Raw genomic sequence first — 20333 nt, 5'->3', positions numbered from 1 at the left:
TCGGTACTACCCCGCCGGTACTAGACCTCCGGAGCTACCCCGCCAGGCGTAACCCCCTCGCTCCGCCCCGCCCCACCCCGTCCCGTCCCTCCCTTCCCCTTCTCACCTCTCCCCCACCTAACCCCCTACCTGAGAGCTACCCCCACCAACCCCTCCCCCGTCCACCCCTCCCCGTCTCCGTAAGGGACCCCCGTGACCAGACTCAGCGTCGAGATGCTGGCAGCGGACGCGCCAGAGCCGATCACCTCGGCCGGGCACGCTCAGCTCGGTATCGCCGTGCTGGCGGGCATCGCCGTCATCGTCCTGCTCATCACGAAGTTCAAGCTCCACGCCTTCCTGTCGCTGACCATCGGCACGCTCGCGCTGGGCGCGTTCGCCGGAGCGCCGCTGGACAAGGCGATCACCAGTTTCAGTTCCGGCCTCGGTACGACGGTCGCCGGCGTCGGTGTGCTGATCGCGCTCGGCGCGATCCTCGGCAAGCTGCTCGCGGACTCCGGCGGCGCCGACCAGATCGTCGACACGATCCTCGCGAAGGCGAACGGAAGGACCATGCCGTGGGCGATGGTCCTGATCGCCTCGGTGATCGGCCTGCCGCTCTTCTTCGAGGTCGGCGTCGTCCTGCTGATCCCGGTCGTGCTGATGGTCGCCAAGCGCGGCAACTACTCGCTGATGCGGATCGGCATCCCGGCGCTGGCCGGCCTGTCCGTGATGCACGGCCTGGTCCCGCCGCACCCCGGCCCGCTCGTCGCGATCGACACGGTCGGCGCGAACCTGGGCGTCACGCTGGCGCTCGGCGTGCTGGTCGCGATCCCGACGGTGATCATCGCGGGCCCGCTGTTCTCGCGGTACGCGGCCCGCTGGGTCGACGTCCAGGCACCGGACAAGATGGTCCCCCAGCGACCGTCGGAGGACCTGGAGAAGCGTCCGAGCTTCGGCGCGACCCTGTTCACGATCATGCTGCCGGTCGCGCTGATGCTGTCCAAGGCGCTGGTCGACATCGTGATCGACGACAAGGAGAACAGCGTCCAGCGGGTCTTCGACGTCGTCGGCTCGCCGCTGATCGCGCTGCTCGCGGCCGTCCTGGTCGGCATCTTCACGCTCGGCCGCCCGGCTGGTTTCTCCAAGCAGCGGCTGAACGAGCTGGTCGAGAAGAGCCTCGCGCCGATCGCCGGGATCCTCCTGATCGTCGGCGCGGGCGGCGGTTTCAAGCAGACGCTGATCGACTCCGGCGTCGGCAAGATGATCCTGGAGATCTCGGAGGACTGGTCGATCTCGGCCATCCTGCTGGCCTGGCTGATCGCGGTCGCGATCCGGCTGGCGACGGGTTCGGCGACGGTCGCGACCGTCTCGGCGGCCGGTCTGGTGGCCCCCCTCGCCGCCGACATGTCCACGACGCACACGGCCCTGCTGGTCCTCGCGATCGGCGCGGGTTCGCTCTTCCTCAGCCACGTCAACGACGCCGGTTTCTGGATGGTCAAGGAGTACTTCGGGCTGAGTGTCGGCCAGAACCTCAAGACCTGGTCCGTCATGGAGACGATCATCTCCGTGGTCGCGGGTGGCGTGGTCTTCCTTCTGTCTCTGGTCCTTTAGGGGTACGACGATGACTCATCCTCTCTTCGACATCACCGGAAAGACCGCGCTCGTCACCGGGTCCAGCCGAGGTATCGGCCTGGCGCTCGCCCGGGGTCTCGCGGAAGCGGGCTGCACGGTCGTCCTCAACGGACGGGACGAGGCTCGCCTTGCCGAGGCGGCCCGCGAGCTGCCCGGCAAGGTCCACACCGCCGTCTTCGATGTGACTGACGGCCCATCAGTTGCCGCCGGAATCAAGGACGTCGAGGAGCGCGTCGGCCCGCTCGACATCCTCGTCAACAACGCGGGGATGCAACTGCGGGCCCCGCTCCTGGAGTTCGCCGACTCCGACTGGCACCGCATCCTGGACACCAACCTCACCAGCGCGTTCCTGGTGGGCCGCGAGGCCGCCCGGTACATGACCGCGCGCGGGCACGGGAAGATCGTCAACATCTGCTCGTTGCAGAGCGAGGTCGTCCGGCCCGGCATCGCGCCGTACGCGGCGACCAAGGGCGCGCTGAAGATGCTGACCAAGGGCATGTGCGCGGACTGGGGGCCGTCCGGCGTCCAGGTCAACGGCCTGGGGCCCGGCTACATCGAGACGGAACTGACCCAAGCCCTCGTGGACGACGAGGAGTTCAGCGCCTGGGTGCGCAAGCGGACCCCGGCCGGACGCTGGGGCCGTACCGAGGACCTGGTCGGCGGGGTGCTGTTCCTCGCCTCCCCTGCGGCGGATTTCGTCAGCGGGCAGATCCTGTACGTCGACGGCGGCATGACGAGCGTGCTGTGAACGGGGGAACGCGGATGCTGGGCTGTGTCATCCATGCTCAAGGCGACCTGCGCGTCGAGGAGTTGACGCCGGTCGAGCCGGGTCCTGGACAGGCGCTGGTCGCCGTGCGCTACGGCGGGGTCTGCGGGTCCGACCTGCACTACTGGCGCCACGGCGGTGTCGGCGACTTCCGCCTCAAGGAGCCGATGGTCCTGGGGCACGAGGTCGTCGGTACGGCTCTGTCGGGGCCGTACGAGGGGCAGTTGGTCGCCGTCCACCCGGCGACTCCGTGCGGGGTGTGCCCGGAGTGCGTGGACGGGCGGCGCAATGTCTGCCGGGACACGCGGTACTTGGGGAGCGCGGCGCGGACGCCCCACGTGCAGGGCGGGTTCGCGGCGCAGATCGCCGTGCCTCAGGAGCAGTTGAGGGTGCTGCCGGAAGGGCTGGATCTGCGGCGTGCCGCTCTTGCCGAGCCGCTGTCCGTCGCGCTGCATGCCGTGCGGCGGGCCGGGGACGTGCGGGGGCGGCATGTGCTGGTGACCGGGGCCGGGCCGATCGGGTGCCTGGTCGTCGCCGCCGCGAAGGCCGCCGGTGCGGCTCGGGTGACGGTGACCGATCTGCTTCCCGCCGCGCTGGAGTTCGGGCGGATCGCCGGTGCTTCCGAGGTGGTGCGGGCCGATGATCCGTCAGATGCCGGGTGGCCTGCGGAAGTTGACGTCGCCGTCGAGGCGTCCGGGGTCGCCGCCGGGCTCGACACCTGTCTGCGGCTGATCCGGCGGGGCGGGGTTGTCGTGCAGCTCGGGATGCTGCCGCCCGGGCAGAGTCCCTTCGCCGGGAACCTCGTCGTCAGCCGGGAGATCGAGCTGCGTGGGGCGTTCCGCTTCGACGTGGAGTTCGACGAGGCGCTTCAACTCCTCGCGGTGGAGCCCGCGTTCGATGGGCTGGTGAGTGCGGTGGTGCCGGTGGAGGAGGCGGAGTCGGCGTTCACGCTGGCTGCCGACCGGGGGCGGTCCTGCAAGGTGCTGCTGGACTTCGGGGGCTGAGGGCGGGGCTTGGAGCGAGCGGGTCGGGGGAACTCCCTGGCCCGCTCGGTGGTTTCAGTGGGTCGGGGTGAACTCCTTGGCCCGCCCGTTGATTTCGGTGGGGCAAGGTGAACTCCTCGGCCCGCCCGCTGATTTCAGCGGGGCGAGGTGCCCCCTCCCCCGGCCCGCTCGCCGGTTCCAGTGGGGCGAGGTGAACTCCTTGGCCCGCCCGCCGGTTTCAGCGGAGTGAGATGAACCCCCTTGTCCACTCGCCGATTTGAGCGGGGCAGGGTGAACTCACCGGCCCGCCCGTCGGCTTCACGAATCTCCCTCGCACCCGGCGTCGCGGGGCAGGTTTCGGTGCGGGAGCGGGCGGCACATGATGGAGGGTGGCGACTGGGGGGACGTCATGGGGATTTCGCTGGGGACACGGATCTCGGCGGTGCTGGTCGCGGGGGCCGTGGCTGTGGTGTCCGTGGCGCTTCAGGAAGGGGACGCGCCTCGGGTACGGGGCGGGGGTGCGGTGCCGGAGGCCAGTTCCTCGGCGGTGCGGTCGACGCCTGCGGTCACTTCTTCTCCGGCGCCTCGGACCAGTGCGCTGGAAGGGGGCGCGGTCGGGCGGAGTGCTCCCGCGCCTTCCGCGGCGCCGGCTCTTCCTACGCCAAGTCCCGGTCGTACGCCGCGTGTCGTCTCGGTTTCCTGGCTGCCTCCGGGGCCCGTCTCGCCCGACGCGGACCGGCTGGCGGATCCGGACAGCGTGTACGACGTGCTGCGGTCCCCGACTCGATGCCGGGAGGCGTTGGGGATGATCCCCGGGGGTGAACTCGGGGACGAGTGGCGGGTGTTGAAGGCATTGGCGCACGCGTGTCTCGCTGCGCGGGGCGAGGGCGGGAGTTGGGCGGAGGCGTCTCGGCCGGTGCGCGGGGTCAGTTGCAAGGGGGTTGCCGCGCAACGGGTGTTGGGCGAGTTGCTGGCGTTCCGGCACGGGGCGCGGAGCGGGGATTCGGTGCGGTTGGTCGCCAACTCCGGTGGTGTGCCCGCGTGTTCCTTCGGGGTGCGGGTCGTCGGGAGTGGGGAGGTGGCGGCCGGGGATGTGGTGCGGGTCCAACTGCGGGGGCTGTTCTTCGACTTCGGGGAGCTGATGACCGAAGGGGGCGCGGCCGTCGGGGGGTTGCGGGTGCCGTTGTTCCCTGCGGGGGACTTGGTGGAGTTCGCCGTGCCGGAGTTCGCGGGGCCGGGGCGGGAGGTTGTGGATGTGCGGGTGGAGTACGGCGGGGTGCGGGCGGTCGCGGAGGGAGCCCTGGTCGTCGTACGGGAGGGTGTGGGCGGGTCGCCGTCGCCGCCCGTGCGGGAGCCTTCGCCTTCTGCCGGGGAGCCGTCGCCGTCTGCCGAGGAACCGGGGTCGTCCGCCGGGCGGTCGTCGGCCTCTGCCAGGTGGCCGACGCCGTCCATCGAGGGGCCGCCGTCCCCCGCCGGGTCGCCGTGACCGTCGCCTCTCACCGACCGGGAGTCGCCTTCCGCCAAGTGGCCAACGCCGTCCGTCAAGGGGCCGTCGTCTGCCGGAGAGCCAGGGCCGTCCGCCGAGTGGCCGTCGCCTGCCCTGGGCTCCGGGGAACAGCTCGGCAGCCCGTCGCCCCCCGCCGGATGGCCGTCACCGTTGTCTCTCGTCGACCGGTAGTCGTTCTCTGCCGGGAAGCCCTCTAGTGCTCTGACCGGGAAGGTTCGCCGGGTTGGTGGTCGCGGCGGTTGGATGTCCGGTGACGTCCGTTCGTCCGATCGCTGGGGGTGTGGTGGCTGAGCCTGTCCGTGTGCGCAGGTTGACCGACCAGGAGGGGCAGAAGCTGCAGCAGATCGTGCGCCGGGGCAGCACCAGTTCGGTGCGCTACCGGCGCGCGATGATGCTGCTGGCGTCGGCCGGCGGGAACCGGGTCCCGGTGATTGCCCTGCTGGTGCAGGCAGACGAGGACACCGTCCGCGACGTGATCCACCGGTTCAACGAGATCGGCCTGGCCTGCCTGGACCCTCAGTGGGCGGGAGGCCGTCCCCGCCTGCTCAGTCCTGACGACGAGGACTTCGTCGTCGCGACGGCCACCACCCGCCCGACCAAGCTCGGCCAGCCCTTCACCCGCTGGTCCGTCCGCAAACTTGCCGCCCACCTGCGACGCGTGCACGGTCGCGTGATCAGGATTGGCCGCGAGGCGTTACGGTGCCTGCTCGCCCGCCGCGGCATCACCTTCCAGCGCACCAAGACATGGAAGGAATCACCCGACCCCGAGCGTGACACCAAGCTCGACCGGATCGAGCACGTCCTGGAGCGGTTCCCGGACCGGGTGTTCGCGTTCGACGAGTTCGGCCCGCTCGGCATCCGCCCCACCGGCGGTTGCGGCTGGGCCCCTGCCGGCTACCCCGAGCGGCACCCCGCGACCTATCACCGCACCCACGGCGTCCGCTACTTCCACGGCTGCTACTCGATCGGCGACGACACCCTGTGGGGCGTCAACCGCTGCAAGAAGGGCGCCGCGAACGCCCTGGCCGCGCTGAAGTCGATCCGCACGGCCCGCCCGGACGGCGCGCCGGTCTACGTCATCTTGGACAACCTGTCTGCCCACAAGGGCGAGATGATCCGGCGCTGGGCCAGGAGGAACAGGGTCGAGTTGTGCTTCACGCCCACCTACGCATCCTGGGCCAACCCGATCGAGGCCCACTTCGGACCACTGCGGCAGTTCACCGTCGCTAACTCCAACCACCGCAGCCACCCCACCCAGACCCGGGCTTTGCACGCCTACCTGCGCTGGCGCAACAAGAACGCCCGACACCCCGACGTGCTGGCCGCCCAGCGCAAGGAGCGTGCCCGGATCCGCAGCGAGAAGGGCATCCGCTGGGGCGGACGCCCCCTCAGCACAGCATCCTGACCCAACTGGTGTTGCTATCCGGTTGGATCTTTAATCGTCGAACTCGAAGCCCGAAGTTTCCGCCCGGGCGATGATCTCGCGGACTGCCTCGGGGCTGGTGATGACTGATTCAACGGCCGTCTTGAGAAGCGCGAGGTCGCTCGGACTCCCGACCGCGCAGAACATGCCGGCCTCACTGTCGAAGTCGAGGCGCTCGGCGATGTCTGGCCAGGCAAACCGCACGAGACCTTCCCAGAAGTATCCGTTCGGCTCGTGTTCTGCATCGACCACTGCGGCATCAGCAGCCAGGCCACCGACATCCAACGTCAGCGAGTGTTCGCCGTCGAAGTCATGAAGCTTGATGGTCACGGCCGCGATCCTCTCACGCCCGGCCCACGGACCGTCCGCTCCCTCCAGAGGCTCACCCGCTCCCGACCCCGGTGAACCTTTCCGGTCACAGCACTAGCTGGTGGCCCTCGGCCAGCCAGCCGCCCCCGGTGTCACCGTTTGTCCTCCGGGCGCCAGAGAGGGTGTTCGCGCTTGGCCCAGTTCCGGCTGACCGAACCCGTGCGCATGCCGTGGCGGGCCTCGGGGTCGGCGAAGGCCATGCCGATGTGGCCCGCGAGTACTACGCCGATCGTGAGGGCCAGCCAGTCGTGGACGAAGGTCGCGCTGGTGCGCCACATGATCGGGGCGAGGTGGGTGAACCACATCAGCAGGCCGGTGCCGAGCATGACCAGGGTGGCTCCGGCGATCCAGGCGGCGTAGACCTTCTGGCCCGCGTTGAACTTCGCGGCCGGGCGGGAGGACTGGCGTCGGTCCCGGCGCAGGGCCGCGCGCAGCCAGACACGGTCGTGCGGGCCGAAGCGGTTGAGGTGGCGCAGCTCGCCGCGGAACGCGCGCGAGGCGAGGCCGGCGAGGACCGGGACGGGCAGCGCGAGACCCGCGAACTCGTGGATGCGGACGACCAGTTCGCGGCGGCCGACGAGTTCGGCGAACTCCGGGAGGTAGAGGCAGGCGGCGGTGACGACGCAGATGCCCATGAGGAGGGCGGTGGTGCGGTGGATCCACCGCACGGCCGGCGCGAAACGGGGGACGTCGGTCGTCGTCGGGAGAGTGTCAGCCGGTGGGGTCATCGTCCCGTCCGTTCGACTTGCCGACCCAGGCGTCGACGTCGTAGCCACGGTCCTCCCAGTAACCGGGCTTCACGTCCTCGGTGACCGTGATACCTGAGAGCCACTTGGCGGACTTGTAGAAGTACATCGGGGCGACGTAGAGACGGACCGGGCCGCCGTGGTCGTGGCCCAGGGGCTTGTCCTGCATACGCAGGGCGACCAGGACGTCGGCGCGGCGGGCCTGGGCGAGGGTGAGGCTCTCGGTGTAGGCGCCGTCGAAGCAGGTGAAGCGGATCGCGCCCGCCTTGGACTTCACGCCCGCCGCGTCCAGGAGATGCGAGAGGCGTACGCCCTCGAAGGGAGTGCCGGGGACGCGCCAGCCGGTGACGCACTGGACGTCCTTCACCATGCGGGTCTGCGGCATGGCTCTCAGGTCGGGGAGGGTGTACGTCGCGGGGCGGTCCACCAGGCCGTCGATCGTGAGGCGGTAGTTCGTGTCGTTCTTGCGGGGGACGGACGAGGTCACCGAGTAGTAGCGGAAGCCGCCGCCGTTCGGGAGGAGACCGGTCAGGCCCGTGGGGTCCTTGCCCGCGATCGCGCCGAGCACGGACTCCATGCCGCGCTGGAGGACGGGTGCGGCGGCCACGCCCAGGGCGCCGAGACCGAGAGTGCCGAGGAAGACACGGCGGCCGATGGGGGTGCCGGCTGCGGGGGTCTCCTCGGGTGGTTCGGGGTGCACGTATCCATTCGAGCACTCGGGGGTGGGTGGGGGCCAGTCCTGCGGGGGGAGTCACACCTGGTTCTCAGGTATTAACCGGGTAGTACGCGGGTGTCCCTCGGCACAATGCCGGGTTCTCTCCCGTACTGCGCCGGTTGTCCCTCCGTACTACGCCGGGTGCTCCTCGCAGCAGCCCCTGCCCAGCGTCCTCTCCCGCGCCGCCGTGAACGCCTTGTACGGGTCCCTGGCGGGGTAGGACCAGGGGCGGATCGTCGCGTGGTCGGCGATGCGGTGGAAGAGGGCCGAGGCCTCGGCGGGGCGGCCGGCGCAGACCGTCGCGTGGGCCAGGTAGTTGAGGTCGAGCAGACGGCGCGGGTGGCCCTCGTGCTCCCACTCCAGCCACCAGTCGTACGCGGTCTTCATCACCTCGCGCGCCCGGTCGTCGGCCCAGTGCCCGGAGGCCGCCGGGTCGGCGGAGAGGTGACCCCGGGCGGCGAGGACGCGGTAGCGCTCGGCGTGCGCGACGACCGGGAGGATCGCGAGCGGGGAGTCCGCGGGGGCCTGTTCGGCGGCCCAGGCGGCGAAGTCGTACACCTCGTGCAGCGGGTCGGGCCCGCTGTCGGCACGGCGTTCGGCGAGGTGGGCGACCATGAGGTGGTGGGCCTGGTGGTGGTCGGGGTGACGCGAGCGGACCTCTTCGAAGAGCCGGACCACCTCGGCGTCGTCGTCCCCCTCCCCCCACAGAGCCAGCCGCAGCAACCCCAGCCACGGGGTCGGGTCCGTGGGAGCCAGGTCGGCCGCGATGACGCAGGCCGCGCGGGCGTCGTCGTGGACGTCGGTCCTGCCTCGTACCGTGCGGCGGACCAGGGTCAGGGCGCGGAGGGTCGCCGCGTCGGCGTTGTCCGGTTCGGTGTGCAGCCAGTCCGTGGCCGCGGTGTCCGGTTCCAGGGCGAGGACGGCGGCTCGGTGGCCGCGGCGGTCCCAGTCGTCGCCCGTGCGGGCCAGGAGCGTACGGGCGGCCTGCCAGCGGCCTTGCGCCAACGCGGCGCGGGCGACGCCGAGTTCCGCGTCGTCGAGGGTGGCGTCGAGGATCCGGGGCTCGCGTTCGCGACCGGGAACCGGGGAAGGCGGGGGTGGGGGCACCGCGGGTTTTCCTCGTCCTCCTGGCGCGACACTGGTTGCCGTCGGCCTGCGATCGGCCGATCACGGACAGCAAAGCCCCAGGCAGTGGTCACCGTCAAGGGCCGGGGGAACATGACACGTATCAAGTGGCTGTCCGGACAAGGGACTTGGCCGGGTGATCGCCGAGGTGAGCGCGCTGGTCGGGGGCGTGCGGGGCGGCCGGGGCGGGTGGGTCGCATGGCGTGAACGTGACGGCGATGTGGCGTACGCCATGGCGCGGCGGGGCGGCGCACCCCACGATGGCGGTACGGCCGTACTCCCCCGCGCGCTTTGCTTCACGTTGCTTCCGGGTGGAGTCCCGGCCGGCGTCGTACCCCGGTACCGGGGTACCCGTAGGACCGTTCCCGTACTACCCGGGAACGGTCGTAGCTCCTGAGCGCTACAGTCGGCCCACGACAACCGTGGCCCGACCGGATGATCATCGAGGTACGCAGCGTGTCGGTTCTGGTTCTGACTCTCGCCGTGAGCGCCGCCTGCTGTCTGGGTTTCGGATTCGTGCTCCAGCAGCAGGCCGCGCAGAAGGCGCCGCTCGGTGACTTCCTCTCGCCGCGCCTGCTGCTAGACCTCGTACGGGTGCCGCGCTGGCTCGGCGGGCTCGCGCTGATGGTCGCCGGGATGGTGCTCGGCGCGGTCGCGCTGGGGCAGGGCGAGGTGTCCCTCGTCGAGCCGCTGCTCGCGACGAACCTGCTCTTCGCACTCGCCCTCTCCCGCCGGTACACCCGGCAGTCCCTCGGGCGGCAGGGGTGGGCCGGGCTCGCGCTGCTCGCGGGCGGGGTGACCGCGTTCATCGTCGCCGGTGAGCCGCGCGGGGGTCACGCGGTGGCCGATCCTTTCCGGCACTGGCTGATCATCGGCGTGATGACCGGGCTCGCGCTGCTGCTCACGACGTACGCGAAGCGGTCCCGGCTCAGTTCCGGGCCCGTGCTGCTCGCGCTCGCCGCCGGGCTCCTGTACGGCGTCCAGGACGCGTTGACGCGGGTCAGCGGGGAGCGGTTCGCGGCCGGCGGGGTCGTCGAACTGCTCACCGGGTGGCAGCCGTACGCCGTCCTCGCGCTCGGCGTGACCGGGCTCGTCCTCGTCCAGAGCGCGTTCGAGACGGCACCGCTACGGATGTCCCTGCCGGCCCTCACCGCCGCGCAGCCGCTCGCGGGGATCATCTGCGGGGTGGGGTTCCTCGGGGACCGGCTGCGGACGGACACGGGGGCACTGGCGTGGGAGGCGGTGGGGCTGGCGGGGATCGTCGTGGGGATCGTGCTGCTGGGGTTGCATCCGGCGATGCCGCAGGGGGTGGCGGTGCGGGAGCGGGTTCTTCAGCCGAGGTGAGGTGAAGGGTGGGGCTCGGGCCCGGCGGGATCGGGGGCTCCGGGCAGTCAGGAGGCTCTGGGCGGCGGGTCGAGTGGGATCAGGAGAACCTGCGGCAGCCGGAGTCGGGCGAAGCCCCGGGCCGGGGCTCCGGGGCCGGGCGTGGCTCCCGACCGCGGGCCGACTGGGATCAGGGGCCCTGCGCAGCCAGGATCGAGCGCGGCTCCGAGCCAGGGGCGGGGAGTACTCCGGGGCAGGCAGGTTCGGGGGCTCCTGGCGGCTGGTTCTTCGCGTCGCGGCCGGGCACTGTTTCGGCTCGCCGGTCCCGCGCGGGTGCTCGCCGGTCCGGCACGGACGCTCACCGGTCCGGCGCAGGTGCTCACCAGTCCCGCGCGAGCGCTCAGCGTGCTCGCCGGAAGCTGCCGTCCGGCCCGCCGGCCCGAGGCGGCTGCTTGGATGGGCCCATGAGCGCTGCTGACGAGATCCTCGACATCGTCGACGAACAGGACAACGTGATCGGGCAGTTGCCCCGTGGGGAGGTGTACGCGGACGGGCTTCGGCACCGGTGTGTGTTCATCCAGGCCCGCGATGCCGAGGGACGGCTGTTCGTGCATCGGCGGACCCCCACCAAGCTGGTGTTTCCCTCCCTGTACGACATGTTCGTGGGCGGGGTCGTCGGGGCCGGGGAGGCGTACGACGCGGCTGCGTTGCGGGAGGCCGAGGAGGAGCTCGGCGTCAGCGGGTTGCCGCAGCCGGAGTTCCTGTTCAAGTTCCTGTACGACGACGGGGCGGGGCGGAGCTGGTGGTCCGCCGTGTACGAGGTGCTGTGCGAGCTGCCGGTCGTCCCCCAGGTCGAGGAGGTCGAGTGGTACGGGTACCTGTCCGAGGGGGAGGTCGAGGGGCGGCTCCGGGAGTGGGAGTGGGTGCCGGACGGGCTCGCGGCGTACGAGCGGCTCAAGGAGTTCCGGCGCCGCTGAGAGGGGTGGTGCCCGAGACGTCCCAGGTCCCGGGGGTGTGCCGGTCCAGGAGGTGCTCGGCCAGCGCGGGGGCACTGCGCGCGGGTACGCCGATCGCCGTCAGCGCGGCGGCCGTCCGCTCCCGCGCGGGCGGGTCGACATCGCCGTACGCGGGCAGCAGCAGGAGCAGACGGCGGTCCGGGTCGCGTACGCCCTCGCCGGTCTCCGGCACCGCTTCCGCCAGTGCGAGGAGGTCCGGCCAGGGGAGGGCCGGGTCCGAGAAGGCGCCCTCTGTCTCGGCGAGCGTCCGGGGGCTGCCGGGGTGCGCGGGGTCCGTGAGGACGTAGTCGATGGCCGGGTCGTCGGGGAGGTTGGCGAACACGATCCATACGGTCCTGCCGTGCGGCAGGGGGATTCTGTACGTCGGCCACGTGCGCCACGCGTCGTACAGCACCTCGTACGCCGCATCCACGTCCGCCGGGTCCGCGCCGAACTCCTCGAAGTGCTCGGGGGACGCCGCGAGGTAGGCCGGCCAGAAGCCGGGCAGGGTGAGGTGGTGCTCGGCCGGGGCTATGGCGTAGCCGTTCAGCGGCGTGGGAACCTCCATGCACCGACCGTAACGGCCGCCACTGACAACGCCCCCTCACCGGCCGACGGGTAGGGTTTTCGGCGTGATCGATTTTGTTCGGAACGTCCGTCTGTGGTTCGCGCCCTCCGCGGTCCGCGAGGAAGGGACGACGCCGGACTACCGCTTCTCCCTCGCCAACGAACGCACGTTCCTCGCGTGGCTCCGCACCGCCATGGCCCTCGTCGGAGGCGGGTTCGCGGTCGATCAGTTCCTGCCCGACCTGCGGTGGGAGTGGCGGGTCGGGTTCGCGTTGGCGCTGCTCGTCGCGGGGGTGCTGTGCGCGGTGCGGGCGCTCAATCACTGGGTGCGGTGCGAGCGGGCGATGCGGCGGGGGGAGGATCTGCCGACGTCGCGGTTCCCGGCTGTGCTGAGTCTTGCGGTGACGCTTGTCGCGGTGGCGATGGTGGTGGTCGTCGTTCTGGGGCGGAACGGGTGAGCGGGGTGGGGGTTCCTGAGGGGTCGCCGATCCCGGATGCCGGGTCCGATGATCACACCGATACGCCACAGCCCTGCGTCACCGCCCGTGACCCCGGCCTCCAGCCCGAACGTACGCGGCTCGCATGGCGCCGTACGACCCTGGCCGGTGCCGTCGCCGCCGTCCTCGCGATGAAGACCTTCCTGCACGGAGGACCCACGGTCGCCGGGGCGATGATCAGCGCGGCGTGCTGCGCCCTGTGGCTGGCGTTCCTGACGGTGGCACACCGCCGGATCCAGACCCTGGCATCGACGCCCCACCCACCGGCCCTCACACCGCGCCTGGCCACTGCGGCGGTGCTGTGCACGGTGGCCACGGCGGTCTGCGCGGCGGCGTTGGTGGTGGTGTAAGGGCGCACGCGCGCAGGGAGCGACCCTGACCCTCGTCAACGAGGTAGGCCGGCGCCTGGGAGGGCGCACGCGCGGGGAGCGACCGTGCACAGCCGAACTGTGAACAGGCGCGCACGCACGAGGGCCGACCGGGGGTGTGCGCACGCGCGCGGAAACGGGAAGCGGGCTGCGAAGGCGCCCAGCACGGACCCGGGGATGTGTGCACGCGCGCGGGAACGGGGCGATCCGCGTCAGCCGGGGCGAGAACCCGATCGGGATGTGCGCACGCACGCGGGAACGGGTGCCACCCCGCCGGGCGACCGCCTTCAACGCGCGGGATGTGCGCCCACGCGCGGGAACGCGCCCAAGCTCCCCGCCCACCCAGGCCAGCCGCCCGAACCGCCCTACCCGCGCGCGAGCCGAACCGCCGCCGCCACCCTTCCCGACCAGCCAGCCCTACCCGCGCGCAAGCCCCTCCCCCTACACCCCCTCCTCCCCCCAATCCACCGTCACCACGATCTTCCCCCGCGTCCGCCCCTCCTCGTTCAACCGATACGCCTCAGCCGCCCTCTCCAGCGGGAACGTCTCGGAGACGTGCACCGAGACCACTCCCTGCTCGGCGAGTTCCGAGAGGCGGGTGAGGTCGGCCGCGTCGGGGCGGACCCAGAAGTAGCGACCCCCGTAGCCGAGGACGTCCCCGTCGGCGATGGAGGCCAGGCGGCCGTCGCCGCTGAGGACGTCCGCGGAGGCCTTCAGCGCTTCGCCGCCGACCGTGTCGAGGGCCGCGTCGACGCCCTCGGGCGCGAGGCCCCGGATGCGGTCGACCAGGCCCTCGCCGTACGTCACCGGCTCGCCCCCCAGGGAGCGTACGAAGTCGTGGTTGCGTTCGCTGGCCGTGCCGATGACGCGGCAGCCGAGGTGGTGGGCGATCTGGACGGCGAGGGAGCCCACGCCGCCCGCTGCGGCGTGCACGAGGACCGTCTCGCCCCTTTTGACGCCGAGGGCGTGGACGAGGCCCTGGTAGGCCGTGAGGCCCGCCAGCGGGAGCCCTGCGGCCTCCTCGAAGGACAGGTTGCGGGGCTTGCGGGCGAGCGTGCGGACGGGGGCCGCGACGTACTCGGCGAAGGTCCCCCGGGAGAGGAAGTCCTCGCGGACGTACCCGATGACCTCGTCGCCGACGGCGAACTCCGTGACGGAGACGCCTGGTTGGACGACCACGCCTGATACGTCCCAGCCGGGGACGACGGGGAACACCGTGTCGATGATCCCGTCGAGGTACCCCTCGCGGGCCTTCCAGTCGACAGGGTTGACGGCGGCGGCCCGCACCTTGACCAGCACGGAGTCGGGGCCGACCTTGGGCTCGCGCACCTCGCCGTACTCGAACACCTCGGGTCCGCCGTACCGGCTGTAGCTGATGGCCTTCATGGCTTCGACCCTCCGGGCTGGGCGCACGCCACGCAAGCGGTGTGCCCCTAAATACGCCATATGGGCCGTTTGCGTGGGAATCTGAGGGAAGCAATTCCCCCACACCTTCCGAAGGTGAGCACCATGAGCGTTCTGCACCAGGAACACCCCACGCACCCCCACGCGCACGGCCCGGACTGCGGCCACACGGAGGTCCGGCACGGCGACCACGTCGACTACGCGCACGACGGTCATCTGCACCGCTCGCACGACGACCACTGGGACGAGTGCGAGCCGGGCGGTCATGTGACGCACGACGGTCACGACCACCAGCACGACGAGAACTGCGGCCACGCGCGCGTGCAGCACGGCGACCACGTGGACTACGTGCACGACGGTCACCGGCACGCGGAGCACGACGACCACTACGACGACCACTGACGCGCACGCGCGCGTAGGTCCGAAAAACGTTCCTGACGGCTCCCCGCGCACCCGCGCGGGGAGCCGTACCCCTAGGGTGGCCCCGATCACGTCGGCGCCTCGCACTGGACGACATACCGACCGGTCGGCATCATGTGACCCACGTCCACCGTCGCACGCACCCAGGAGCGCCGTATGAGCACCGATCATCCACCCGGGCTCGACCTCGACCGGCTGCGCGTTCTGCTCGACAGAGAGCTGCCCGGCCTGGTCACGGGACCGCTGTCCGGGCAGCTGATCGAGGGCGGGCGCTCGAACCTGACGTACACCGTCTCAGACGGCGGGCAACGGTGGGTCGTACGGCGGCCCCCGCTGGGGCACGTGCTGGCGACCGCGCACGACATGCGGCGCGAGCACCGGGTGATCGACGCGCTGCACCGCGAGACGGACGTACCCGTGCCGGGGCCGCTGCTGCTGTGCGAGGACGAGGAGGTGCTGGGGGCGCCGTTCTACGTCATGGAGTTCGTCGAGGGGACGCCGTACCGGACCGCCGAGGAGCTGGTGCCGCTGGGCGCCGAGCGGACCCGGGGGGTGATGCTGTCGCTCGTGGACACGCTCGTCGAGCTGCACGGCGTGGACCCCGCCGCGGTCGGGCTCGGCGACTTCGGGCGGCCGGAGGGGTTCCTGGACCGGCAGCTGCGGCGCTGGGGGAAGCAGCTCGACGCGTCCCGCGCCCGCGACCTCGCGGGGATCGACGAACTGCACGCGGCGCTCGGCCGCAGCCTGCCCTCCTCGCCCGCGCCCGCGATCGTGCACGGCGACTACCGGCTCGACAACGTCCTCGTCGGGGACGACGACCGGATCCGAGCGGTTCTCGACTGGGAGATGTCCACTCTCGGCGACCCGCTGACCGATCTTGGTCTCCTCGTGATGTACAGCGTGCCGCTGGAGATGCCGAACTCGCCCGTATCGACGACCGCCGAGGCTCCCGGGCACCCCTCCCCCGCCGAGCTGATCGAGCGCTACGCGCGGCGGTCCGGCCGGGACGTCTCGGACGTGTCCTGGTACACGGCGTTCGCCTGGTTCAAGCTCGCCGTCATCCTCGAAGGCATCCACTACCGCTACACCCTCGGCCGGACGGTCGGGCGCGGCTTCGACCGCATCGGGGAGCTAGTCCCCGTCTTCATCTCGCACGGACTGACCACTCTCCAGGAAGGCTGACCGGCATGGACTTCGCGTTCGACGCGCGCACGGAGGAACTGCGCGGGCGGCTGCTCGCCTTCATGGACGAGTACGTCTACCCCGCCGAGGAACTCGCCGAGGCGCAGCGTGCCTCTCTGGCGTCCCCGTGGGACACCCCGGCGGTGGTGGACGACCTCAAGGCCGAAGCGCGCCGACAGGGCCTCTGGAACCTCTTCCTGCCCGATGCCGAGTACGGCGCCGGCCTCACGAATCTCCAGTACGCGCCCCTCGCCGAGATCACCGGGCGCTCGCCGCAGCTCGCGCCGACCGTCCTGAACTGCTCCGCCCCCGACACCGGGAACATGGAGGTCCTCGCGCAGTTCGGGGACGACGCGCAGCGCAAGCAGTGGCTGGAGCCGCTGCTGGCCGGGGAGATCCGGTCCGCGTTCGCCATGACGGAGCCCGAGGTGGCCTCCTCGGACGCCACCAACATCACGACGTTCATCCAGCGCGACGGCGACGAGTACATCGTCACGGGCCGCAAGTGGTACATCTCCGGGGCCATGAACCCCGACTGCAAGATCTTCATCGTCATGGGGAAGACCGATCCCGACGGGGCCGACATACGGCGTCAGCAGTCGATGATCCTCGTCCCGCGCGACACGCCCGGGGTCACCGTGCAGCGGGCCATGAAGGTCTTCGGGTACGAGGACCACTACCACGGCGGGCACGCGGAGGTGGTCTTCGACCACGCGCGTGTGCCGGTCACCAACCTCATCGGTGAGGAGGGCGGCGGGTTCGCCATCGCGCAGGCGCGGCTCGGTCCCGGGCGCATCCACCACTGCATGCGGCTCATCGGGATGGCCGAGCGGGCCATCGAGCTGATGTGCCGGCGGGCCGTCTCGCGTGAGGCGTTCGGGAAGGCGCTGGCTCAGCAGGGGGTCGTGCACAACTGGATCGCCGACGCGCGCGTGACGGTCGAGCAGCTCCGGCTGCTCGTGCTCAAGACGGCCTGGATGATGGACACCGTCGGCAACCGGGGCGCCCACACGGAGATCCAGTCCATCAAGATCGCGACCCCGCGCGCGGTCGTCGACATCATCGACCGGGCGATCCAGCTGCACGGGGCGGGAGGCCTGAGCCAGGACTTCCTGCTGGCCGAGCTGTACGCGGGCGCGCGCACGCTGATGATCGCGGACGGGCCCGACGAGGTGCACCAGCGGTCGCTGGCCCGGCGGGAGCTGAAGAAGTACATGTAGGGATGCACGGGTAAGGGGCGGTCACCTGGGTGGCCGCCCCTTACACCTGCGCTCTGTCAGGGTCGCAGTGCCCTCAGCAGCAGGTCCGCGAGGTGTTCCGCGACCTCCTGCGGGCTCAGCGTGCCGTCCGCGCGGTACCACGTCGGCAGGTGGTGGACCGAGCCGAAGTGGTAGTCGACGACCAGGTCGGCCGGGGTGGCCTTCGAGAAGACGCCCGCCTCCTGGCCCTCCTCCACCAGGGCCCGGAAGCGCTCGTGGTAGTGGCGGCGTTCCGAGCGGACCTGCTTGTACTTCTCGGGGCTCAGGTGGTGCATGGAGCGGAAGAAGATCGCGGCGTCGTCGAGGTTCTCGATCGTCGTGACGACCACGTCGGCCGCCGCCCCGCGCAGGCGCTGTTCGATCGGCTCGTCGGCGTTCGCGAACGCGTCGAGGCGTTCCTGCTGGACGCGCAGCACGCGCGCGTAGACCTCGTGGAGGAGGTCGTCCTTGGAGCCGAAGTAGTGGTACAGGGCTCCCTTGGTGACACCGGCCGCCTCGACGATCTCCTGGACCGAGGTGCGGTCGTAGCCCTGCTCGGCGAAGAGCCGGGTGGCGGCGGCGAGGAGCCGTTGCGGGACGGGGGTGCCGTCGTTGTCCGTCGATCTGGGCACTGCCGCCACCTGCCTTTCCTGGGGACTAATCGTTCTCTGTGGTGCGGGAACGCAGTTCCCGACGCAGGATCTTCCCACTTGCGGTCTTGGGGAGCTCCGGCAGGATCTCCACCTGCCTCGGGTACTTGTAGGCGGCCAGTCTCTCCTTGCAGTACGCGGCGAGGTCGTCCGGGGTCGCGTCGGCGCCGGGACGCAGGCTGATGTAGGCGCGCACGGTCTCACCCCGGTACCCGTCGGGTACCCCCACGACGGCCGCCTCGCGTACGGCGGGGTGCGTGTACAGGACGTCCTCGACCTCACGCGGCCACACCTTGAACCCGGACGCGTTGATCATGTCCTTCTTGCGGTCGACGACGTACAGCCACCCCTGTTCGTCCATGAACCCGATGTCCCCGGTCCGCAGCTCCCCGCCGGGGAACGTCTCGGCGGTCGCCTCGGGGCGGCGCCAGTACCCGGGTACTACCTGAGGACCACGCACGACGATCTCCCCGTGCTCCCCGAAGGGCACCTCTTCTCCGTCGTCGCCGAGGATGCGGACGACGGTGTCGGGGCCCGGCAGCCCGACGGCGAGGGTGCCGGAGGCGGGGTCGACGGGCGCCTCGTGCTGGGGCGGTACGGAGGCTGCGGGCGCCGTGCACTCGGTGAGGCCGTAGCCGTTGCGGATGTACGGCCCGAATCCGGCCCGGAACCGCTCGACCAGCGCCGGTGGCACGGGTGCGCCGCCGGAGCTGATGTGGACGAAGGAGGAGAAGTGGTCCGGGCTCGCCCCGGGGTGCGCGGCGAGGGCCATGAACGCCGTGGAGGGGCCGACGGTGTAGTGCGGCCGGTGCTCCGTGAACGCGTCCAGGACGACGCCGGGTTCGAAGCGGTACGTCAGGACGAGGGTGCCCGCGCTGTTGAGGCAGGCGCCGAGTTCGCAGACCATGCCGGTGATGTGGAACAGGGGCGCGAGGGCGTAGTACACGGGCGCGTCCGGCAGATGCAGCCAGGCGCGCTGACGGTCCGCGTTGCACATGAGGTTGCCGTGCGTGTTGGTGGCGCCCTTGGGGGTACCGCTCGTACCTGAGGTGTAGCTGATCAGCCCGATGTCGGCCGGGACGAGGACCCGCCCCTCGGGGGCCTTGCCGCCGCGCCGGGCCACCTCGACGAGGTCGTCGGCGTCGGTGGGGTTCGGCTCGAAGTTCAGGACGCGTGCGTCGTACCGCGTCTGGAAGTCCAGCTCGCTCGCGGTGAGCGTGAACCGGACCGGCGAGTCGACCGCCGTAGCTCTCAGGTACGAGTCCCAGGCGCGCTCCGTGCAGATCAGCGCGGCTACCTCGGCGTCCCGCAGGACGTGGGCGACCTCGCCGGACTTGTACATGGGGTTGACGGGTACGACGATCGCGCCCGCCTTCCAGGCGCCGAGGAGCGCGAGCACGAAGTGGGGGGAGTTCTGGAGTACTACGGCGATCCGGTCGCCCTGGGCGATGCCCCGGTCGGCCAGGTGGCCCGCCACGGAGTCGGTGAGGGTGTCGACCTCGGCGTACGTGAGGCGTCCGTCGAAGTACGTGAGGAAGGTGCGTTCGGGGGCCGTCCGCACCGCCTCGCGCAGGGCGTCGACCATCGAGTCCAGCGGGGTGACCGGGGCGAGCTGGGCGTCGTCCAGGAGGGCGGTCCAGGGCTTGTCGGCGTACGTCGTCACTGTGCCGCCTCCCACTTCTGCTGGAGGCGGTTCATGGTCGTCAGCCAGCCGTCGGGGTCGGCTGCGCGGCCCTGGTAGTACCCCGCTACCTCAGGGTGAGGGAGGATCAGGAAGCGGTCGTCCTCGATGCCCTGCATGAGGGCGTCTGCTACTTCCGAGGGATCGATCGCTGTCGGCTTGAGGACTAGTTCCCCAGCGCTGCCCGACTCCTCCAGCATGTCGGTGCGTACACCCTGGGGGCAGATCGCGTGGACCTTGAGGCCTCGGTGGCGGTACGTCAGGGAGAGCCACTCGGCGAAGGCGTAGGCGCCGTGCTTGGTGACGCTGTAGGGGGCCGCGCCGATCATCGTGAGCAGGCCCGCCGCCGACACCGTCGACACGAAGCGGCCCTCGCCCCGCTCCAGCCACTGGGGGAGCAGGGCCTGGGCCGCGCGGACGTGTGCCATGACGTTGACGTCCCAGGCCAGGGCCCAGACGTCCTCGCCGGCCGACTCCGAGCCGCCCGAGCCGACGCCGGCGTTCGCGCAGTAGACGTCCACTCGGCCGCCGAGCGCCTCGCGGGCCTCGTCCACGACGACGGAGGCGTCCCCGGCGACCGCGATCGCGCCGATCTCGTCCGCCACGGCCTTCGCCCTCGCGCCGTCCAGGTCGTTGACGACGACGCGTGCGCCCTCGGCGGCGAACCGGCGGGCGAGCGCCGCGCCGATGCCTCCTCCGCCCCCGGTCACGACAACTCCGGCACCTCGAACGGCTTCCACCATCGGGTCTCCTTCGACACGAC

Annotated in this window: 21 protein-coding genes; 12 read left to right on the top strand and 9 right to left on the bottom strand. The window is 71.2% G+C overall.

Annotated elements, in window-relative coordinates; all coding sequences use genetic code 11:
* The first annotated feature begins 192 nt into the window (after window positions 1-192).
* The 5 genes from J8M50_RS15675 to J8M50_RS15655 all read left to right on the top strand — a co-directional run bounded on the left by J8M50_RS15675 (window position 193) and on the right by J8M50_RS15655 (window position 6272).
* Entirely contained in the window at window positions 193-1590 is a 1398-nt protein-coding gene (locus J8M50_RS15675; RefSeq protein WP_010350378.1) for a GntT/GntP/DsdX family permease, read from the top strand.
* 10 nt (window positions 1591-1600) lie between these two features.
* Window positions 1601-2359, top strand: coding sequence for a glucose 1-dehydrogenase (locus J8M50_RS15670; RefSeq protein ID WP_010350379.1), 759 nt, complete (start codon window positions 1601-1603; stop codon window positions 2357-2359).
* A gap of 14 nt (window positions 2360-2373) precedes the next feature.
* Entirely contained in the window at window positions 2374-3381 is a 1008-nt protein-coding gene (locus tag J8M50_RS15665; protein ID WP_010350380.1) for an L-idonate 5-dehydrogenase, read from the top strand.
* 358 nt (window positions 3382-3739) lie between these two features.
* Window positions 3740-4846 (top strand): hypothetical protein, encoded by a 1107-nt coding sequence (locus tag J8M50_RS15660; RefSeq protein ID WP_141655524.1) that lies wholly within the window; start codon window positions 3740-3742, stop codon window positions 4844-4846.
* A 304-nt stretch (window positions 4847-5150) separates the two neighbouring features.
* Window positions 5151-6272 carry an IS630 family transposase gene (locus J8M50_RS15655; protein WP_305793695.1) on the top strand — a complete coding sequence of 374 codons (1122 nt, stop codon included), beginning with the start codon at window positions 5151-5153 and terminating at the stop codon, window positions 6270-6272.
* A gap of 30 nt (window positions 6273-6302) precedes the next feature.
* Here J8M50_RS15655 and J8M50_RS15650 read toward each other — a convergent pair whose 3' ends face one another.
* The 4 genes from J8M50_RS15650 to J8M50_RS15635 form a co-directional block, all read right to left on the bottom strand.
* A complete protein-coding gene (locus J8M50_RS15650; protein WP_010349935.1) occupies window positions 6303-6620 on the bottom strand; it encodes an Imm51 family immunity protein in 318 nt (105 codons plus the stop codon).
* Window positions 6621-6751: 131 nt separating this feature from the next.
* Window positions 6752-7387, bottom strand: a complete 636-nt coding sequence (locus J8M50_RS15645; RefSeq protein WP_010356799.1) for a cytochrome b/b6 domain-containing protein — start codon at window positions 7385-7387, stop codon at window positions 6752-6754.
* A complete protein-coding gene (locus J8M50_RS15640) occupies window positions 7371-8105 on the bottom strand; it encodes a molybdopterin-dependent oxidoreductase (protein ID WP_010356800.1) in 735 nt (244 codons plus the stop codon). Before J8M50_RS15640 ends, J8M50_RS15645 begins: the two co-directional genes overlap by 17 nt.
* 147 nt (window positions 8106-8252) lie before the next feature.
* Window positions 8253-9227, bottom strand: a complete 975-nt coding sequence (locus J8M50_RS15635; protein ID WP_010356801.1) for a tetratricopeptide repeat protein — start codon at window positions 9225-9227, stop codon at window positions 8253-8255.
* A gap of 474 nt (window positions 9228-9701) precedes the next feature.
* Between J8M50_RS15635 and J8M50_RS15630 the strand changes: the two genes are divergently transcribed.
* Both J8M50_RS15630 and J8M50_RS15625 read left to right on the top strand, forming a co-directional pair.
* The gene (locus J8M50_RS15630; RefSeq protein ID WP_029184261.1) at window positions 9702-10589 is read left to right on the top strand and encodes a DMT family transporter; all 888 of its coding nucleotides are present in this window, start codon (window positions 9702-9704) and stop codon (window positions 10587-10589) included.
* 443 nt (window positions 10590-11032) lie between these two features.
* Window positions 11033-11545: an NUDIX domain-containing protein gene (locus J8M50_RS15625; protein WP_010356803.1), complete on the top strand. Its 513-nt coding sequence runs from the start codon at window positions 11033-11035 to the stop codon at window positions 11543-11545.
* On the opposite strand, the gene J8M50_RS15620 is transcribed toward J8M50_RS15625, so the two are convergent.
* Window positions 11523-12131, bottom strand: coding sequence for a hypothetical protein (locus tag J8M50_RS15620; protein WP_010356804.1), 609 nt, complete (start codon window positions 12129-12131; stop codon window positions 11523-11525). The two genes, J8M50_RS15625 and J8M50_RS15620, sit on opposite strands and share 23 nt — an antisense overlap.
* A gap of 64 nt (window positions 12132-12195) precedes the next feature.
* On the opposite strand from J8M50_RS15620, the gene J8M50_RS15615 reads away from it, so the two are divergent.
* Window positions 12196-12588 carry a YidH family protein gene (locus tag J8M50_RS15615; protein ID WP_010356805.1) on the top strand — a complete coding sequence of 131 codons (393 nt, stop codon included), beginning with the start codon at window positions 12196-12198 and terminating at the stop codon, window positions 12586-12588.
* Window positions 12589-12617: 29 nt separating this feature from the next.
* Window positions 12618-12977 (top strand): DUF202 domain-containing protein, encoded by a 360-nt coding sequence (locus tag J8M50_RS15610; protein ID WP_050987327.1) that lies wholly within the window; start codon window positions 12618-12620, stop codon window positions 12975-12977.
* 459 nt (window positions 12978-13436) lie between these two features.
* Here the strand turns inward: J8M50_RS15610 and J8M50_RS15605 are convergent, their stop codons facing one another.
* The gene (locus J8M50_RS15605; protein ID WP_010356807.1) at window positions 13437-14381 is read right to left on the bottom strand and encodes an NADP-dependent oxidoreductase; all 945 of its coding nucleotides are present in this window, start codon (window positions 14379-14381) and stop codon (window positions 13437-13439) included.
* 123 nt (window positions 14382-14504) lie between these two features.
* Here J8M50_RS15605 and J8M50_RS15600 point away from each other — a divergent pair, with 123 nt between their 5' ends.
* From J8M50_RS15600 to J8M50_RS15590, 3 genes are all read left to right on the top strand, one after another.
* Window positions 14505-14801 (top strand): hypothetical protein, encoded by a 297-nt coding sequence (locus tag J8M50_RS15600; protein WP_010356808.1) that lies wholly within the window; start codon window positions 14505-14507, stop codon window positions 14799-14801.
* A gap of 174 nt (window positions 14802-14975) precedes the next feature.
* Window positions 14976-16001: a phosphotransferase family protein gene (locus J8M50_RS15595; RefSeq protein WP_010356809.1), complete on the top strand. Its 1026-nt coding sequence runs from the start codon at window positions 14976-14978 to the stop codon at window positions 15999-16001.
* A 5-nt stretch (window positions 16002-16006) separates the two neighbouring features.
* Window positions 16007-17221, top strand: coding sequence for an acyl-CoA dehydrogenase family protein (locus J8M50_RS15590; RefSeq protein WP_010356810.1), 1215 nt, complete (start codon window positions 16007-16009; stop codon window positions 17219-17221).
* A gap of 56 nt (window positions 17222-17277) precedes the next feature.
* Here the strand turns inward: J8M50_RS15590 and J8M50_RS15585 are convergent, their stop codons facing one another.
* Genes J8M50_RS15585 through J8M50_RS15575 form a run of 3 tightly spaced genes read right to left on the bottom strand, consistent with a single transcriptional unit; the run spans window position 17278 to window position 20313 of the window.
* Entirely contained in the window at window positions 17278-17871 is a 594-nt protein-coding gene (locus tag J8M50_RS15585; RefSeq protein WP_010356811.1) for a TetR/AcrR family transcriptional regulator, read from the bottom strand.
* A gap of 25 nt (window positions 17872-17896) precedes the next feature.
* Entirely contained in the window at window positions 17897-19552 is a 1656-nt protein-coding gene (locus tag J8M50_RS15580; protein ID WP_010356812.1) for a class I adenylate-forming enzyme family protein, read from the bottom strand.
* Window positions 19549-20313 (bottom strand): SDR family oxidoreductase, encoded by a 765-nt coding sequence (locus tag J8M50_RS15575; protein WP_010356813.1) that lies wholly within the window; start codon window positions 20311-20313, stop codon window positions 19549-19551. The genes J8M50_RS15580 and J8M50_RS15575 overlap by 4 nt, the downstream gene beginning before the upstream one ends.
* Window positions 20314-20333 lie beyond the last annotated feature (20 nt).

The sequence above is a fragment of the Streptomyces acidiscabies genome (assembly GCF_020010905.1).
Classification (GTDB): domain Bacteria; phylum Actinomycetota; class Actinomycetes; order Streptomycetales; family Streptomycetaceae; genus Streptomyces; species Streptomyces acidiscabies.
Note: the sequence above shows the minus strand (reverse complement) of the source record. Positions and strands in the feature narration are given on the sequence as shown.